17 protein-coding genes and 1 riboswitch are annotated in these 16,222 nt (G+C 69.3%); of the genes, 13 read left to right on the forward strand and 4 right to left on the reverse strand.

Going from position 1 to position 16,222, the window contains the following annotated elements; genetic code table 11:
• The first annotated feature begins 1 nt into the window (after position 1).
• Positions 2 to 120: riboswitch (TPP riboswitch) on the forward strand.
• From thiO to AC3IMC_RS04085, 3 genes are all read left to right on the forward strand, one after another.
• Positions 113 to 1,387 (forward strand): glycine oxidase ThiO, encoded by a 1,275-nt coding sequence (thiO, locus tag AC3IMC_RS04075; protein ID WP_490917148.1) that lies wholly within the window; start codon positions 113 to 115, stop codon positions 1,385 to 1,387. (Overlaps the previous riboswitch by 8 nt.)
• A complete protein-coding gene (gene thiS / locus AC3IMC_RS04080) occupies positions 1,384 to 1,620 on the forward strand; it encodes a sulfur carrier protein ThiS (protein ID WP_490917149.1) in 237 nt (78 codons plus the stop codon). Before thiO ends, thiS begins: the two co-directional genes overlap by 4 nt.
• A gap of 4 nt (positions 1,621 to 1,624) precedes the next feature.
• Entirely contained in the window at positions 1,625 to 2,440 is an 816-nt protein-coding gene (locus tag AC3IMC_RS04085) for a thiazole synthase (protein WP_490917150.1), read from the forward strand.
• Between the two features lie 63 nt (positions 2,441 to 2,503).
• Here the strand turns inward: AC3IMC_RS04085 and AC3IMC_RS04090 are convergent, their stop codons facing one another.
• The 3 genes from AC3IMC_RS04090 to AC3IMC_RS04100 are packed head-to-tail and all read right to left on the reverse strand — an operon-like array spanning position 2,504 to position 3,778.
• Complete coding sequence (locus tag AC3IMC_RS04090) at positions 2,504 to 2,806, reverse strand: hypothetical protein (protein WP_490917151.1); 303 nt, start codon at positions 2,804 to 2,806, stop codon at positions 2,504 to 2,506.
• Between the two features lie 33 nt (positions 2,807 to 2,839).
• Positions 2,840 to 3,064 carry a DUF3107 domain-containing protein gene (locus AC3IMC_RS04095; protein ID WP_490917152.1) on the reverse strand — a complete coding sequence of 75 codons (225 nt, stop codon included), beginning with the start codon at positions 3,062 to 3,064 and terminating at the stop codon, positions 2,840 to 2,842.
• 48 nt (positions 3,065 to 3,112) lie between these two features.
• Positions 3,113 to 3,778, reverse strand: a complete 666-nt coding sequence (locus AC3IMC_RS04100; RefSeq protein ID WP_490917153.1) for a TetR/AcrR family transcriptional regulator — start codon at positions 3,776 to 3,778, stop codon at positions 3,113 to 3,115.
• Between the two features lie 84 nt (positions 3,779 to 3,862).
• On the opposite strand from AC3IMC_RS04100, the gene moeB reads away from it, so the two are divergent.
• Complete coding sequence (moeB, locus tag AC3IMC_RS04105) at positions 3,863 to 5,062, forward strand: molybdopterin-synthase adenylyltransferase MoeB (RefSeq protein WP_490917154.1); 1,200 nt, start codon at positions 3,863 to 3,865, stop codon at positions 5,060 to 5,062.
• Between the two features lie 73 nt (positions 5,063 to 5,135).
• Here moeB and AC3IMC_RS04110 read toward each other — a convergent pair whose 3' ends face one another.
• Positions 5,136 to 6,455 carry a glutamyl-tRNA reductase gene (locus AC3IMC_RS04110; RefSeq protein WP_490917155.1) on the reverse strand — a complete coding sequence of 440 codons (1,320 nt, stop codon included), beginning with the start codon at positions 6,453 to 6,455 and terminating at the stop codon, positions 5,136 to 5,138.
• A 158-nt stretch (positions 6,456 to 6,613) separates the two neighbouring features.
• Between AC3IMC_RS04110 and hemE the strand changes: the two genes are divergently transcribed.
• The 9 genes from hemE (at position 6,614) to AC3IMC_RS04155 (ending at position 16,207) form a co-directional block, all read left to right on the forward strand.
• Positions 6,614 to 7,708 (forward strand): uroporphyrinogen decarboxylase, encoded by a 1,095-nt coding sequence (hemE, locus tag AC3IMC_RS04115; protein ID WP_490917156.1) that lies wholly within the window; start codon positions 6,614 to 6,616, stop codon positions 7,706 to 7,708.
• A gap of 4 nt (positions 7,709 to 7,712) precedes the next feature.
• Positions 7,713 to 9,173, forward strand: a complete 1,461-nt coding sequence (gene hemG, locus AC3IMC_RS04120) for a protoporphyrinogen oxidase (RefSeq protein ID WP_490917157.1) — start codon at positions 7,713 to 7,715, stop codon at positions 9,171 to 9,173.
• 113 nt (positions 9,174 to 9,286) lie between these two features.
• Entirely contained in the window at positions 9,287 to 10,147 is an 861-nt protein-coding gene (locus AC3IMC_RS04125; protein WP_490917158.1) for a hypothetical protein, read from the forward strand.
• A gap of 112 nt (positions 10,148 to 10,259) precedes the next feature.
• Positions 10,260 to 10,961: a hydrogen peroxide-dependent heme synthase gene (gene hemQ, locus AC3IMC_RS04130; protein ID WP_490917159.1), complete on the forward strand. Its 702-nt coding sequence runs from the start codon at positions 10,260 to 10,262 to the stop codon at positions 10,959 to 10,961.
• Entirely contained in the window at positions 10,958 to 12,220 is a 1,263-nt protein-coding gene (locus tag AC3IMC_RS04135; protein ID WP_490917160.1) for a ferrochelatase, read from the forward strand. The genes hemQ and AC3IMC_RS04135 overlap by 4 nt, the downstream gene beginning before the upstream one ends.
• Positions 12,217 to 13,215, forward strand: coding sequence for a hydroxymethylbilane synthase (gene hemC / locus AC3IMC_RS04140; RefSeq protein WP_490917161.1), 999 nt, complete (start codon positions 12,217 to 12,219; stop codon positions 13,213 to 13,215). The genes AC3IMC_RS04135 and hemC overlap by 4 nt, the downstream gene beginning before the upstream one ends.
• Positions 13,216 to 13,222: 7 nt before the next feature.
• Positions 13,223 to 14,089, forward strand: coding sequence for a uroporphyrinogen-III synthase (locus tag AC3IMC_RS04145; RefSeq protein ID WP_490917162.1), 867 nt, complete (start codon positions 13,223 to 13,225; stop codon positions 14,087 to 14,089).
• Between the two features lie 64 nt (positions 14,090 to 14,153).
• Positions 14,154 to 15,137 (forward strand): porphobilinogen synthase, encoded by a 984-nt coding sequence (gene hemB / locus AC3IMC_RS04150; RefSeq protein WP_490917163.1) that lies wholly within the window; start codon positions 14,154 to 14,156, stop codon positions 15,135 to 15,137.
• Positions 15,134 to 16,207, forward strand: a complete 1,074-nt coding sequence (locus tag AC3IMC_RS04155; RefSeq protein WP_490917164.1) for an LLM class flavin-dependent oxidoreductase — start codon at positions 15,134 to 15,136, stop codon at positions 16,205 to 16,207. Before hemB ends, AC3IMC_RS04155 begins: the two co-directional genes overlap by 4 nt.
• The last annotated feature ends 15 nt before the right edge of the window (positions 16,208 to 16,222 follow it).

The raw sequence follows: 16,222 nt of genomic DNA on the forward strand, positions 1-16,222 counted from the left end.
GGGCAGGTACTGCGGGAGCCTGCGGCAGCTGTCATAAAGCGCCGGGCTGAGAGGGCGTCAGAGCCGACCGCTTGACCTGATCCGGTTAATGCCGGCGTAGGGAAGGAAACAGATGGGCATTTCCCACAACAATTCATCCGGGTCCGAAGATCCCCACATCCATGCCGGCGTTGCCGTCATCGGCGGGGGAGTAGTGGGGCACGGCATCGCCTGGGAGGCGCAGCGCTCCGGGCGGTCGGTGGTACTGGTGGATGACGCACCGGGAAGCGGCGCCAGCTGGGCCGCTGCGGGCATGCTGGCACCGGTGAGCGAACTGCACTACCAGGAGGAGGACCTCCTGGAACTCATGCTCGAGTCATCATCGCTGTGGCCAGGCTTCGCTGCCGGCGTTGCCGCCGCAACGGGTGCGGATTCCGGATACCTGACGACGCCGACCCTCGCCGTGGGTGCCGACGCCGCCGACCGCGCGGCGCTGATGGACCTGCGCGGGGTGCAGCGGGCCAACGGCCTGGAAGTGGAACCCCTTACCGTGCGCGAGGCGCGCCGGCGCGAGCCCCTGCTCAGCCCCGGCATTTCCTGCGCCTTGGACACCCCGGCCGACCACCAGGTGGATCCGCGGCGGCTTGTGGCCTCCCTCCGGCTGGCCCTTGCCGGTGCCGCTGGCCGGACCCCCGAACTTGCGGTTGACGGAGCCGCCGACGGCTTTGCGGTGCAGGACCGGGCCGCCGGGCTGCTGTGGGAAGGCGGAACGGTTGCCGGGGTCCGCCTTGCAGGCGGCGGCACCATCCGTGCCACCGAAACGGTGGTGGCCAACGGTCTGCAGGCTCCTGGACTCGGGGGACTGCCCGATGGGCTGCGCCTGCCCCTCCGCCCCGTGCACGGGGACATCCTCCGCCTCGCCGTCCCCCAGCACCTCCGGCCGCTGGTGACCTCGACGGTGCGGGGCATGGTCCACGGGCTTCCCGTATATATCGTTCCGCGCCAGGACGGAACCGTGGTGATTGGAGCCACCCAGCGGGAGGATGCGCTCTCCGACGCCGTGAGCGCCGGCGGCGTGTACCAACTGCTCCGGGACGCCCAGGCGCTGGTGCCGGCCGTCGCCGAACTGGAACTGCTCGAATGCACAGCCCGTGCCCGTCCCGGAACGCCGGACAACGCCCCGCTGCTGGGTCGGGTGCCTGTGCCCGACGGGTCCGGTGCGCCCATTCCCGGCCTCATTATCGCCACCGGATTCTTCCGCCACGGCGTCCTGCTCACCCCCGCGGCAGCGGCCATCTGCCGGGACCTTCTGGACGGCACCGCCGATCCCCGCTGGTCGCCGTTCAGTCCGGACCGGTTCTCGCGGCCACTGGCGGCCGCTGGCACCCACATCAAGGAGACAGCATGAACATCATCCTCAACGGAAACCCGCACACCGTAGCGGACGGCGCTTCCATCACCGTGCTCGTCAGCCAGGTCACCGGCCGTCCGCTCGCGGCCGACGGCCAGGCGACCGATGGCAGGAAGCTGGGTGTCGCCGTCGCGCATAATGCCCAGGTGGTGCCCCGCAGCCAATGGTTCGCCACGGCGCTCGCAGACGGCGACGACATCGAACTCGTGACCGCAGTACAGGGAGGCTGACACCATGACCGAAACCAGCACCATCAACCCCGCCGGCCAGGCCGGTCCGGGCGACGCCCTGGTGATCGACGGCGTTGAACTGGCGTCCCGGCTGATCATGGGCACCGGCGGCGCGCCGAGCCTGGACGGCCTCGGCGCCGCACTGCTGGCGTCCGGGACCGCCCTGACAACAGTGGCGATGCGGCGCTACTCAACTGCTGAGACCGGCTCGCTGTTCCAGCTGCTCGTGGACCACAACATCCGGGTGCTGCCCAACACCGCCGGCTGCTTCACGGCCCGGGACGCCGTCCTCACCGCGGAGCTGGCCCGGGAGGCGCTGGAGACCGACTGGGTGAAGCTGGAGGTCATCGCCGACGAACAGACCCTCCTGCCCGACGCCGTCGAACTCGTGGAGGCAACCGAACAACTGGTCAACCGCGGCTTCAAGGTCTTTGCCTACACCAACGATGATCCGGTGCTCGCACTGCGGCTGGAAAACCTTGGCGCCACTGCGGTGATGCCGCTGGGCGCGCCGATCGGCACCGGCCTGGGGATCCTGAACCCGCACAACATCGAGCTCATCGTTTCCCGCGCTTCGGTGCCGGTGGTCCTGGACGCCGGCATCGGCACGGCCTCCGATGCCGCGCTTGCCATGGAGCTGGGCTGCGACGCCGTGTTGCTGGCCACCGCCGTCACCCGGGCCCAGAACCCCGCCCTAATGGGCGAGGCATTCAAGCACGCGGTGGTCGCCGGGCGGATGGCAAAGGCAGCCGGCCGCATCCCGCGCCGCGAACACGCCCTGGCGTCGTCGGCCATGGAAGGCCGCGCCGAGTTCCTCTGAACGCCTTAACTGGCTGTGGCCACCACCCCGTGAGGGTGGTGGCCACAGCCAGTTGTAGCCTGTTCAGCGGCGGAGGATGGCAGTAAGCCGCTCCATGTCATGGCGCGCACGGGTGCGTCCAAGGTAGGCAACGGCACCGATGGAAGCCGCTGTGCCGAGCACCACGGGCAGGATCCACGGCAGCCAGGTCAATCCCGGCAGGTAGCCACATCCGGCCGCCATCAGGATGATCCACGTCAACGCCGCGACACCTGCGGCGACTCCGGCGGCAACTCCCGCACCGTACTTGGCATGCCGCCTGTCATTGGCCCAGACAATAAAACCCGCGGCAACGGTGGCCAGCACCACAATGGTCAGCGAAAGCATGGATCTCCTTGCAGGAACGAGCCGGCAGCCGGACTAGAACTGGCCGAAACCTACGCGCCGGACCTCTTCAGCACCGATCTCCACGTATGCCAGGGCATTTCCCGGAACAATGATCAGGCGTCCTTTGTCATCCTTCAGCCGCAGTTCGTTTCCTTCGGTGATTGCGTGGCCGACAACCTTGGCCACTGTCTCCGCGTCCTGCGTCGATTCCAGCACGATTTCCCGGCCCACATTCTGAACGCCGATCTTAATTTCCAAGGGGGCCTCCCAGCCAGTCAATTCGGTTGATGATGTCTTATTTGTAGTCTAGGACTCTTTGGGGAAGCGAGAGATTCCGCGCCAAGCTAAACGGTAGATCAGGTCGCTGGCCACATCGAGGTCGAGATTGCCGTCCGTTTCGAGCCAGTACCGGGCACTGACCTGCGCCATCCCGGCCAGGCCCCGGCCCAGAAGCTCGGCTTCGATGTGCGGGAGTTTGGTGTCCTCGGCGATCACCCGTGCAATGGCATCGGCAAACGTCCGGTTGAAGGTTTCCAGCCGCGAGCTGACATCGGGATCGTTGATCAGGTCCGATTCGAACACCAGGCGGTGCGCCTGGTCATCGCTGGCAATGAAGTGGAAGTAGGCGCGCATGACGGCCTGGACGCGTTCATCGTTGTCCGTGGTGGAGTTCAGGGCCCCCAGCATCAGCTCGGTGAGCGAGGCAAGGTGGCTTTCCAACAGGGCAAGGTACAGCTCGCGCTTGGAGGGGAAGTGCTGGTACAGCACGGGCTTGCTGACATGCGCCGTCTCGGCGATCTCGTCCATCGCGGCACCGTGGTAACCGTTGGCTACGAAGACCTCCTGCGCTGCGGAGAGAAGCTGCGCGCGCCGCTCGTCCCGGGGGAGCCGGGCGGACCGTTGGCCTGCGGGGCGGGAGGGAGCTTGCGGTTCGGCTGCGGGCGGGCGGTCAGCCCGTGCTTCAGGGACCACAGTTATCCTTCTTTCCATTGCAGTTACCTTCACTTTACTGCGCGGTAATATGACCGGGCAGTATCCCGGGGCATACATTGAAGTATGGCTTCGTCTTTCACCGCAAATGTTTCAACCCTGTCCCTGGATCCGCTGGTGGAACCTGCCGGGGAGCTCAGCCCCGAAGAGGTTGAGCGGTATTCACGGCACCTGATCATTCCCGAAATCGGCGCGCTCGGCCAGCGGCGGCTCAAGAACGCCAAAGTGCTCGTCATTGGCGCCGGCGGTCTGGGCTCGCCGGCCCTCCTGTACCTTGCCGCAGCCGGTGTGGGAACACTTGGCATCGTCGACGACGACACGGTTGACCTCAGCAACCTGCAGCGCCAGGTGATCCACGGCGTCAGCGACGTGGGCCGGCCCAAGATCGAATCTGCCCGCGACGCCATCACGGCGCTGAACCCGCTGGTGGACGTCCGCCTGCACAACGTCCGGCTGGACGCATCCAACGCCCTGGACCTGTTCGCCGGCTACGACCTGATCCTCGACGGGGCCGACAACTTTGCCACCAGGTACCTGGTCAATGACGCCGCTGCCATCCTGGGCAAGCCCTACGTGTGGGGTTCCATCTTCCGTTTCGACGGCCAGGTCAGCGTGTTCTGGGAAAAGCACGGCCCCACGTACCGCGACCTGTACCCGGAGGCCCCACCGGCCGGTTCCGTGCCCTCCTGCGGCGAGGGTGGCGTGTTCGGCATGCTGTGCGCCGCCGTGGGATCACTCATGGTGACCGAGGCAGTGAAACTGATCACCGGCGTCGGGCGTTCCCTGCTGGGCCGGGTGGCACTTTTTGACGCCCTGGGCGGCAGCTGGCGCGAGATCCGCGTGGCCAAGGACCCTGCCGCGGAACCCATCACCGCGCTGACCGATTACGAAGCGTTCTGCGGGATCACACCGGAAGCCGTCACGGACAAGGAACACACCGTGACGGCCACGCAGCTGGCCACCATGCTGGCGTCCCGGAAGGCCGGGCTGAAGGACTTCGAGCTGGTGGACGTCCGGGAAGCCGGCGAATATGACATCGTCCGGATCGACGGCGCGAAGCTCATTCCGCAGGGGCGGATCCTGGCGGGGGAGGCGTGGAACGAACTCCCGCAGGACCGTGACATCGTGTTCCACTGCAAGGCTGGCACGCGCTCTGCGAACGTGCTGGCAGCGGCCCGCCAGGCCGGCTATGAAAGGGTCAGCCATCTCGACGGCGGCATCCTGGCCTGGGTGCGCGACGTCGAGCCGCAGAAGCCCGTCTACTGACCGGTTGGTCTATCAGATATGGCTCCCAAACCGGTGGTTTGGCAGCCATATCTGATAGGGCAAGTGACCGGCGTCAGGCGGTTTCCAGGCCGCGGTGGTCCACCGGGCATTCTGCCGCTGCGGCGGGGGAGGGAGCAGGCTGCTCCACCGTGATGCCGTACAGGGCCTCAAGGGCGGCCACGTAGTCGTCCTGCTGCCCGTTGGCGGCCAGTTCGCGGGCGCGCACGGTGGGCACGTGCAGCAACTGCTTGACCATCCGGCGCAGCGCGAACTCGACTTCCTCGGCAGCGGCGGTGCACCCGTGGCGGGCACGGACCTTCTCCATCTCCGCGTCCAGCACGTTCATCGTGTGGCGGCGCAGGGCAACGATGGCAGAGTCCACGGACCGGGCTTCGCGCTCCTGCTCGAACGCCTTCGCGGCGCCCTTGACGATGCCGCTTGCCTGGGCCAGGGATTCCGCCTGCTCCTGGGGCGCCGCCAGGCGCACGGACTCGAGGGTAAGGAGCTCGACGCCGTCCAGTTCGCCCACCGCGGGGTCGAAATCGTGGGTGAGTGCGAGGTCGATGGCTATCAGGGGCTGCGGGGAGTTTGCGCGGACCAGGGCCAGTTCGTCCGCCTCAACCCGCGTGTCGGAACCGCTGCAGCCGATCATGACGTCGGCGGCGGCGACGGCGGGCCGCAGCGACTCGGTGTCCAGGGCTGTGCCGCCCCGGGTTGCCACGAAGCCTTCGGCCCGCCCGGAGGAGGAAAAGACGGAGATGTCCGTGCAGCCGCGTTCGCGCAGCAGCGCCATGGTGGCTCCGGCGTAGGCGCCGGTCCCGAAGACCACCACCTTCTTGGCGGACCAGTCGGCGTTCTCGGACAGATCGGTTGCGAGGTCCAGCGCCACGGAAACAATCGAAAGGCCGCGGGAACCGAGGGCGGTCTGCGCGCCGACGTCCTTGGCCGTCTTGGAAGCGGCCTGGAACAGCCGGACCAGCCCGGAGCTCGCGGTGCCTTCGTGCTGGGCATTGATCAGGGCCCGCCGCACCTGGCCGGCTATCTCGCGTTCACCCACGACGGCGGAGTCCAGGCCCGCGCTCACGGCGAACAGGTGCTGGGTCACTTCGGGGCCGGTGCGGGTACTGAAGGAACGCGACACGAGGGGCTCGGCCAGTCCGCTGGCCTCGCTGATGCGGGCCACGAGGGCCGCACGGGCGGCCTCGACGTCGTCCGGGTTGCGGGCTTCCCCGTAGATCTCGTAGCGGTTGCAGGTGGCCAGGACCACAGCGCCCGCTACTGCCGGGGATTCCGTCAGCGCGGATGCGGCAATGCCGGAGGAACCGTTGCTCAACTGAGCGACGGTTTCAAGGTCGATGTCGGCGTGTGTAGCCACCAATGAGAAAAGAACCACAGCAGACCAATCATAGCTTTTTCGCACCTTGGTAGAACAACCCCCGGCCGCTCCGGCCGCCGGTTAGGGCTGTGATTCCCGCCACGGGTGCGCGGAGCAGGCCCGGGCAGACAGGTTGTCGTTATCTTTTGCAGCTCTTTTTCGGCACAATCAAAAGCATGACTCCTAGCCCCGCCGTCTCCGCTGCCGGCACCCTTGCCGCCGACCACCCGCTGCTGGATGGCCGCACCGCGGATTCCCCGCTGATCACGGCCTACCGCGGGGGCAAGCCCTCCCGCCGTCCCGTCTGGTTCATGCGGCAGGCCGGCCGGTCGCTGCCGGAGTACCTGAAGGTGCGCGAGGGCATTGCCATGCTGGACTCCTGCCTCCGGCCGGAACTCGCTTCGGAGATCACGCTCCAACCCGTGCGCCGCCATGACGTGGATGCCGGCATCTTCTTCTCCGACATCGTCATTCCCCTGAAGCTTGCCGGCGTCGGTGTGGACATCGTGCCGGGCGTGGGGCCGGTCCTGGACAAGCCCGTGCGTACCGCCGCGGACGTGGCAGCCCTGCCACAGCCGACATGGGAGGCGCTGGAGCCGATCCGCGAAGCGGTCCGCCTGACCGTGGCTGAACTGGGCAAGACCCCGCTGATCGGGTTCGCCGGAGCGCCGTTCACCCTTGCGGCGTACATGGTGGAAGGCAAGCCGTCCCGCGACCACCTGGGTCCCCGCACCATGATGCACGCAGACCCGGAGACCTGGGCCGCCCTGGCCAACTGGGCCGCCGACGCATCGGGCATGTTCCTGCAGGCGCAGCTGGAGGCCGGCGCGTCCGCCGGACAGCTCTTTGACTCCTGGGCCGGTTCGCTGGGCCTGGCCGACTACACAAAGTATGTTGCACCGGCGTCCACCCGTGCCCTGGACCACGTCCGGCGCCTGGGTGCTCCGCTGGTCCACTTCGGCACCGGCACCTCGGAACTGCTCGTTGCCATGCGCGACGTCGGCGTGGACGTCGTTGGCGTCGACTACCGGCTGCCGCTGGACGAAGCAAACCGCCGCCTGGGCGGGACGGTGCCGCTGCAAGGCAACATCGACCCCGCTTTGCTGGCCGCGCCCTGGGACATCCTGGAAGCGCACGTCCGCGACGTCATCGCCGCCGGCTCCGGGGCTCCCGGCCACGTCCTGAACCTCGGGCACGGAGTGCCGCCGGAAACGGACCCCGCCGTGCTGACGCGCGTGGTGGAACTGATCCACTCAATCTCGCCGGAGTAGTCCAATGGGCACCTCCGCGGCCAGGTCCACCCCGGCAATCGTTGTGGGGGGCGGGATCTCCGGTTTGCTGTCCGCCCGCGAACTCGCCGCCGCCGGCCATCAGGTCACGGTGCTGGAGGCCGGCACGGAGTGGGGCGGCTGCGTGGGAAGCCATGAGGTGGCCGGCCTCACGCTGGACAGTGGCGCCGAATCCTTCGCTACGCGGTCCGACGCCGTCTCCGGCCTTGCCGCCGAACTGGGCCTTGCGGACAAGATTGTCCCTCCGCGCCCAGGCGGCGCCTGGGTGCAGCTTCCCGAGGGCCCCCGGGAACTTCCCAAGACCGGAGTCCTTGGTATCCCCGCCAACCCCTGGGATCCGGAGGTCCGCCGTTCCCTCGGCCTGCTGGGAGCATTGCGCGCCTCTGTGGACAGAATCCTGCCCGCCTCCGTGGGAGCGGGCGCCGGTGTCACCAGCGTCTCCGCCCTGGTCAGGGCGAGGATGGGAACCCGCGTGCTGGAACGGCTGGTCTCGCCCGTGGTGGGCGGCGTCCATTCCGCCGACCCGGCCCTGCTCGACGTCGACATGGTGGCACCGGGCCTGCGCGCAGGGCTGCAGCAACACGGCTCCCTCGCTGCCGCCGTGTCCGCGCAACGGCGCCGGCCTGCCGGGGCCGCAGCCAACGCTCCCGCAGCCGCGGGGGGCCAGCCGGCCAAAGCCGGCTCCGCCGTCGCGGGCCTTGAAGGCGGCATGCACACACTGGTCAGCGCCCTGGTGGCGGACCTTCGCCGCCGGGATGTCACGCTGCTGACAGGAACCGCGGCAACGTCGGCCACGCGGACCCCGTCGGGCTGGCACATCACCGCCGCGGGAAAGGCGTTCGACGCCGCCCTGCTGGTGGTCGCCGTCGACGGCCCGGCCGCCGTCGGACTGCTGGAAGCTGCCGTCCCCGCCATAGCAGGGAAGAAGCCCTCCCCGGGCCCGGACGTCAAGCTCGTGACCCTCGTGATGGACAAGCCCGAGCTGGACCGGCGGCCGCGCGGGACGGGCATCCTGGTGGCGCCGCAGACGCCCGGCATTGAAGCCAAGGCGTTGACGCATGCCACCGGAAAGTGGGACTGGCTGACAGCCGCGGCCGGTCCGGGCCGCCACGTGGTGCGGCTTTCCTACGGGAGGGTGGACGGCGCCGCGGCCCAGGCCGGCGGCCCGGAAACGGACGATGAGCTGCTGACGGCAGCGCTGCGGGACGCTTCCGCGCTCCTGGACGTCCGACTCGGCAGGGAAGACGTGGTGGGCTGGGACGTCGTGCGGTGGCGCGGATCGCTGCCGTTCGCCGCCGTCGGACACCGTGCCCGGGTGGCGGACATCCGCCGGGCCTGCACGGCGGCCGGCAGCCTGGCCGTCGTCGGAGGCTGGGTTGCCGGCAATGGCCTCGCCGCTGTGGTGGCTGACACACGGGAACAAATCCGGGGGCTGCTCGCCGGCTGAGCATCGCTGCAGGTCAGCCGCACGAATGCGGCGCTGCAGGCCGTGCCGGAGGACCCCTGAAGCGGGCTGGCCGGTTTCCAATCGGGCCTGCGGTCTGGATAGTGTCGATGACTATGGTTCAACACAGGTCCGAGCTTTCCATGTCCCGGACCGGTATCCATGGGGGGCTCCGACGCGGCACCGCAGCTGCGGCCGTCGGGGCGGTACTGGTTCTTTCAACCGGCGTTCCGGCGTCCTTCGCCGACGATCCAACATCTCCGCCCCGCGGTCCCGCGGCGCAGGCTTCCGGCAGGCCGCAGCCGGCCCCGCGCGCCAGCCTGTCCGTGCCAGCGCCGCTGCTTCCGGCGGTCAAAGCTTCCCTCGCTGCCGGTGCGACGACGGGCCAGGCCACCTCCGCGGCCTCCGAGTCCTCCCTGGCGGCCACGCTGCCCCTTCCGAACCTTCCGCTTCCCTCGCCCTCCAGCACGTCCTCCGCGCCCAGCGACTCAACTGCGGCGCCCACCTCGTCACAGGCTTCCGCCGCACCGGCAGCCCCGGCTCCGGCAACCGCTCCCTCTCCTCCCGCGGCGGCCCAGGCCACCCCGCCGGCAGCCGGCGGCGCGGCCCAGGCCCCGCGCGACGCGGTCCCCCGCCCTGCGGTGCCGGCAGAGGGTGGAACGCAGGCGGGACCGGCAACGGCAGCCCCCGGAGCGCCGTCCGAAGGCAACGAAACCGGTACGGCAGCCGGGGCAGGGTCAGCCGCCCCGGCGGTTCCGGGGACTACGAGCACGGCCCTGCCGACGGCGTTCGCGCGGCAGCCGCATCCAGCCGGAACCCCGCAGGCCGCCGGAGTGCCGGCTGCCGGCCACCGCGCCGCCTCATCCACGGCACCGATTGCCGGGCTGCCGGATGCCATGGTGTGGCTGGGGGTTGGACTGGTGGGGATCGGAACCGCCGCCGGCCTGGTGTTCTTCCGCCTGCGCAGGCCCTGGTGACGCGCCGTGCGCTGGCGCGGCGAATCGGAAATGCAGTGACTTTAATCACTTCTACGAGTTGTAGAAGTTTTCGGTTTCGACTTGAGGGTAGCGAAGGGGCAAACTTGTAACCATGAGCCACACTTCTGCCGAATCTGTCACTAAAACCGAAGAATCAGCCGAGCAGTTCTTTACCCTGTGGACGGTATTCAAGCGGTCCGAGCCTGTGCTCCGCAGCGCTGATGCTGCCGCCGACTTCGAGGCGCTGCTGGCACGTCTCGCCGAGGCCGGCGTGACGCACCGCGGCAGCTATGACGTTTCCGCCATGCGCGCCGACGCCGACGTCATGGTGTGGCTCCACGGACCCAAGCCGGAGGCGCTGCAGCAGGCCATCCGGGACATCCGCCGCAGCAGCCTGTTCGCCGGCACCGAGATCGTTTGGTCGGCCATGGGCGTCCACCGCGAGGCCGAGTTCGCCAAGAACCACACCCCGGCGTTCTCCCGTGGCGTCACCCCCGCGGAATGGCTGTGCGTCTACCCGTTCGTCCGTTCCTACGAGTGGTACCTCCTGCCCGACGCCGAGCGCGGCAAGATGCTCCGCGACCACGGCCTGCTGGGCAGGGACTTTCCGCAGGTCATTTCCAACACCGTCTCCTCCTTCGCGCTGGGGGACTGGGAATGGATCCTGGGCCTCGAAGCACCGGAGCTGGTGGACCTGGTGGACCTGATGCGGCACCTGCGTTCCACGGAGGCGCGCAACCACGTCCGCGAGGAAATCCCCTTCTACACCGGCCGCCGGATCACCGCCGACGAAGTTGCCGAGGTCCTCGCATGAGCCCGCTGGACCCGCAGGCCCCGGCCGTCAACCCCGTCACCGAGGCAGGCCGCATGGCTCCCAAGGATTACGACGCCGTCCTGCTCGCCTCCTTCGGCGGCCCGGAAGGCCAGGAGGACGTCATCCCGTTCCTCCGCAATGTCACCCGCGGCCGGGGCATCCCGGACGAGCGGCTTGAGGAAGTTTCCCACCACTACCGTGCCAATGGCGGCATCAGCCCCATCAACCAGCAGAACAGGGAGCTCAAGGCAGCCCTGGAAGCCGAGCTGGCCGCCCGCGGCATCGACCTGCCGGTGCTGTGGGGCAACCGCAACTGGGCCCCGTACATCCCGCAGACACTGCAGGACGCGTACGACGCCGGACACCGCCGGGTGCTCATGCTCACCACGAGTGCCTACTCCTGTTACTCCAGCTGCCGCCAGTACCGCGAGGACATCGGCATGGCGCTGACGGAAACAGGCCTGGACGGCAAGCTGGAGGTGGACAAGGTCCGCCAGTACTTCGACCACCCCGGTTTCGTGGAACCGTTCGTCGAAGGAACCGCTGCCGGGCTCGCCAACGTCCGCGCCAAGCTCGCCGAAGCCGGAACGCCGGACGCCCCCGTGCACATCCTGTTCGCCACCCATTCCATCCCCACCCGCGACGCAGAAGCTGCGGGCCGGTCCGAGGGCGAGCCGCGCGAGTTCGAGGAAGGCTCAGCCTACGTGGCGCAGCACCTCGCCAACGCCGCCGCGGTCATCGACCGGGTCCAGGAGGAATCCGGGCTGGGCGCGCCGTGGTCCCTGGTGTACCAGTCCCGCTCGGGTGCCCCGCACGTGCCGTGGCTGGAGCCGGACATCAACGACGCCATCGAGGAGCTGGCCGGCCAGGGAGTCAAGGGCATCGTCATCGTTCCCCTCGGCTTCGTCAGCGACCACATGGAAGTCGTCTGGGACCTGGACACCGAAGCCATGGAGACCTGCGCCAACCTCGGCCTGGCTGCCACCCGCGTGCCCACGCCTGGCACGCACCGCAAGTTCGTGACCGGGCTGGTGGACCTCATCTGCGAGCGGACGGTGGCCAACAACATCAGCGACCGTCCCGCCGTCACCGGCCTCGGCCCCTGGTATGACGTCTGCCGCCCCGGATGCTGCGCCAACTTCCGCGGCGAGAAGCCCACCATCGCGGGGGCCGACACCACCGTGGGCACCGGCCATGATCCCTACCCGGCCGGCACAGGTGCTCCCTCCGGCGCAGCCGGGGAGACGGTCCAGCCGTGACCGTCCGGATTGGTACCCGTGCCAGCAAGCTTGCGCTGACCCAGACCCAGCAGACGGCCGACCAGTTGGCTGCCGTGGGTGGTTTCCCGGTCGAGTTGGTCCATATCAGGACCGACGGCGACGTCCTCACCGGATCGCTGTCCCAGATGGGCGGCACCGGCGTCTTCGTCGCCGCCCTGCGCGACGCACTGCTGCGTGACGAGTGCGACGTTGCCGTCCACTCCCTGAAGGACCTGCCCACGGGCGCCGCCGTCGGCCTTAGCCTGGCCGCGACGCCGCGACGCGTGGACGTGCGCGACGTCCTCTGCGCGCGGGACGGGCTCAAGCTTGCCGGCCTGCCCGCCGGAGCCCGCGTGGGCACAGGCTCGCCCCGGCGTGCAGCCCAGCTGCGTGCTGCCCGCGCCGACCTGGACATCGTGGACATCCGCGGCAACGTGGACACCCGCCTCGGCCGTGTTCCCGGGCTCCCCGGCAACACCACGGACGATGTGGTGCCCGGCAAGTCGTGTGACCTGGATGCCGTGGTGCTGGCTGCCGCCGGCCTGGAGCGGATTGGCCGGCTGGACGCCGTGAGTGAATACCTGGAGACCGACGTGATGCTTCCCGCCGCCGGCCAGGGATCGCTCGCGATCGAATGCCGCACCGCGGATGCGCCCCCCAGGCCGGGTTCCACCGAAGGATCCCTCGGGGTCCTCGCCCAGGCGCTGGCCGCGCTGGATGATTCCGACACGCGCCTGGCCGTCACGGCGGAGCGTGCCCTGCTGGCGCGGCTGGAAGCGGGGTGCGCCGCCCCGGTGGGCGCCTACGCCTACCGCAAGGGCAGCATGCTCCACCTTGAAGCCGTGGTGTGCGCAGTCGACGGCACCGCCACGGTCCGGGACAAGCGCGCCACGGATGGCCTGACGGAAGTAGGCGCCACGCTCCTGGGCATCGAACTGGCCGAAGTCCTCCTGGCCGCCGGGGCTGCCGGCATCGCGGACCTGCAGGCGTCCTGACCTGGCGATGACAGAGCCTTCCCGCAGGCCCGGATCCGGCACCCCGCTCAGGGGGGCCCGGGTCCTGGTCACGCGCAGTCCGGAGCGTTCGGCAGCGCTGGTGGAGGCGCTGTCCGCGGCCGGCGCCCAGCCGGTGCTGCTTCCGCTCATCGACTTTGAGCGGGCCCCGGACCAGCACGCCCTGGACGTCGCCTGCGACGCCCTGGCAGCGGGAGCCTTTGACTGGCTGGTGGCCAGCAGCGCCACCACCATCCACGTGCTGACAGGCAAAGCCAAGGAACGGGGCCTCGGCCTGGGCCGGCTGGTTCCCGCCGCCACGCGCATCGCCGCCATCGGACCGGCCACGCGACGGCTGCTGGAAGCCGAGGGGCTCACCGTGGCGCTCACCCCGCCCGGCGAACAGTCCGCCGCCGGGCTCCTCGCCGTTTGGCCCGGCGGGGGCAAGGTCCTCCTGCCGCAGGCCGACATCGCCGCACCCGCCCTGGCCGAGGGCATGGCAGCCGCCGGCAGCGCGGTGACCGCCGTGACCGCCTACCGGACGGTGGACTACCCGGCGGCTGCGGAGCGGAGGCTCGCCGTGCCCATGGAGGATCCGGACGACGGCCGCCGGCCGCCGTCGTACTCCCTCGTGACGCCGGAAACGGCGGCAGCGGACATCGCGGCCGGCCGCATCAACGCCGTCATCGCCGCTTCGCCGAGTGCCGTGCGCCGCATCTCCGCCCTCGCCCCGCTCACCGCCTGCAGGCTGGTGGCCATAGGGCGTTCGACGGCGGACCAGGCCGCCGCGCTTGGCCTTCCGGTGGCCGCCGTGGCGGCTGAGCCCACGCCGGAAGGGTTGGTGGCCGCCGTCGCCAAGGCCCTGAACCCGCCCTGACGACGCGCAGGCAGTATCCAATGGCAATCCATCCCCGATTCCCTGAACCACGAAGGACAGGACCATGACTTTCCCCAGCCAACGCCCCCGCCGCCTGCGCACTACCCCGGCCATGAGGCGGATGACCTCCGAGACCCGGCTGTCACCGGCCGAGCTCATCCTGCCCGCCTTCATCCGCGAGGGGCTCACCGAACCGAACCCCATCACGTCGATGCCCGGCGTGGTCCAGCACACCACCGACACCCTCAAACGGGCCGCGGCCGAGGCCGTGGAACTGGGACTGGGCGGCATCATGCTGTTCGGCATCCCCGAAACGCGCGACGCCGAAGGCACTGCTTCCCTCGACCCGGACGGCGTCCTGAACAAGGCCATCCGCGACGTCCGCGCGGAGGTGGGGGATGACCTGGTGGTGATGAGCGACGTCTGCCTCGACGAATTCACCGACCACGGCCACTGCGGGGTGCTCGACCCTGACGGTTACGTGGACAACGACCGCACGGTGGAGATCTACGCCAGGATGGCCGTGGCACAGGCCGAGGCCGGCGCCCATATGCTCGGCCCCTCCGGCATGATGGACGGCCAGATCGCCGCCATCAGGTCGGCGCTGGACGCGGCCGGCCACGTCAACACCTCCGTCATCGCGTACGCCGCGAAGTACGCATCTGCGTTCTACGGCCCGTTCCGTGAAGCGGTGGATTCACAGCTCAAGGGCGACCGCCGGACGTACCAGATGGACGCCGGCAACCGCATCGAGGCCTTGCGCGAGGTGGAACTGGACCTGGCGGAGGGCGCCGACATCGTCATGGTCAAGCCCGCCATGAGCTACCTGGACATCGTGGCGGACGTCGCCGCCATGAGCCCGGTGCCCGTTTCCGCGTACCAGATTTCCGGTGAATACGCGATGATCGAGGCGGCCGCGGCCAACGGCTGGATCGACCGTCGCGCCGCCATCACCGAGTCGGTCCTGGGGATCCGCAGGGCCGGCGCCCACACGGTGCTGACCTACTGGGCGGCCGAGCTTGCCGGCTGGCTGAAGGAAACCCGGTGACCACCGTGCCGGCGTCCCCCACCGCCCCGGTGGGGGACGGGCGGATCCTGATCGGCCTCAACACCTTCGGTGACATCGGCGAGAAACCGGACGGGAGCCCCCAGTCGCCCGCTGAAGTCCTGCGCCAGCTGCTGGAACAGGCGCAGCTGGCCGACGCCGTCGGACTCCACGCCTTTGGAGTGGGGGAGCACCACCGCAAGGACTACGCCGTGTCAGCGCCCGAGGTGTTCCTTGCCGCCGCCGCGGCGCGCACCACCCGCATCCGGCTGGGCTCGGCAGTGACGGTGCTGAGCTCGGACGATCCCATCCGGGTGTTCCAGCGCTTCTCCACCGTGGACGCCCTTTCCAACGGCCGGGCGGAAGTCATGCTCGGCCGCGGATCTTTCATCGAATCCTTCCCCTTGTTCGGCCTCGACCTGGCCGACTACGAGGTCCTGTTCGAAGAGAAGCTGGAACTGTTCGACAAGGTGCGGGCGCAGAAGCCGGTGCACTGGGAGGGCCGTACCCGCCCGGCGCTGCATGGCCTGGGCGTCTTCCCGCCGCTCGAGCACCACCTGCTGCCCACCTGGATCGGGGTTGGCGGGACACCCGAGTCGGTCCTGCGGTGCGCCCACTACGGCTACCCCATCATCTTCGCCATCATCGGCGGCCAGCCGCGCGGGTTCCGGCCCCTGGTGGACCTGTACCGCGAAGCCATGGCCAAGTACGGCCACCCGATGCAGCAGGTCGCCACCCACTCGCCGGGCCACGTGGCCGAAACCGACGAGCAGGCCCGGGAGGAACTGTTCCCGCACTGGCTGAAGCTGCGGAACAAGCTCGGGGCCGAGCGCGGCTGGGGTCCGGCCGGGCGGGGCGAATTCGATGCCCTGTGCGCCCCGGAAGGCGCCCTTTATGTCGGATCGCCGGAAACGGTGGCGCAAAAGATCGTCCGGCTCAAGCGCGACCTTGGGGTGGACCGCTTCGACCTCAAATACAGCAACGGGCCCCTGCCGCATTCGGCCATGATGCGCTCGATCGAACTGATCGGCACCGCCGTCGCCCCGCGCGTGGCTGAACTGCTGGCCGGCTAACCCTGCCCGTCCTGC

The organism is Arthrobacter sp. E70 (assembly GCF_058266945.1).

What these genes read in the sequence shown, in the direction of transcription:
- thiO (WP_490917148.1), top strand. Translation starts at nt 113, where the DNA reads ATGGGCATTTCCCACAACAATTCATCCGGGTCCGAAGATCCCCACATC.
- thiS (WP_490917149.1), top strand. Translation starts at nt 1,384, where the DNA reads ATGAACATCATCCTCAACGGAAACCCGCACACCGTAGCGGACGGCGCT.
- AC3IMC_RS04085 (WP_490917150.1), top strand. Translation starts at nt 1,625, where the DNA reads ATGACCGAAACCAGCACCATCAACCCCGCCGGCCAGGCCGGTCCGGGC.
- AC3IMC_RS04090 (WP_490917151.1), bottom strand. Translation starts at nt 2,806, where the DNA reads ATGCTTTCGCTGACCATTGTGGTGCTGGCCACCGTTGCCGCGGGTTTT.
- moeB (WP_490917154.1), top strand. Translation starts at nt 3,863, where the DNA reads ATGGCTTCGTCTTTCACCGCAAATGTTTCAACCCTGTCCCTGGATCCG.
- hemE (WP_490917156.1), top strand. Translation starts at nt 6,614, where the DNA reads ATGACTCCTAGCCCCGCCGTCTCCGCTGCCGGCACCCTTGCCGCCGAC.
- hemG (WP_490917157.1), top strand. Translation starts at nt 7,713, where the DNA reads ATGGGCACCTCCGCGGCCAGGTCCACCCCGGCAATCGTTGTGGGGGGC.
- AC3IMC_RS04125 (WP_490917158.1), top strand. Translation starts at nt 9,287, where the DNA reads ATGGTTCAACACAGGTCCGAGCTTTCCATGTCCCGGACCGGTATCCAT.
- hemQ (WP_490917159.1), top strand. Translation starts at nt 10,260, where the DNA reads ATGAGCCACACTTCTGCCGAATCTGTCACTAAAACCGAAGAATCAGCC.
- AC3IMC_RS04135 (WP_490917160.1), top strand. Translation starts at nt 10,958, where the DNA reads ATGAGCCCGCTGGACCCGCAGGCCCCGGCCGTCAACCCCGTCACCGAG.
- AC3IMC_RS04145 (WP_490917162.1), top strand. Translation starts at nt 13,223, where the DNA reads ATGACAGAGCCTTCCCGCAGGCCCGGATCCGGCACCCCGCTCAGGGGG.
- hemB (WP_490917163.1), top strand. Translation starts at nt 14,154, where the DNA reads ATGACTTTCCCCAGCCAACGCCCCCGCCGCCTGCGCACTACCCCGGCC.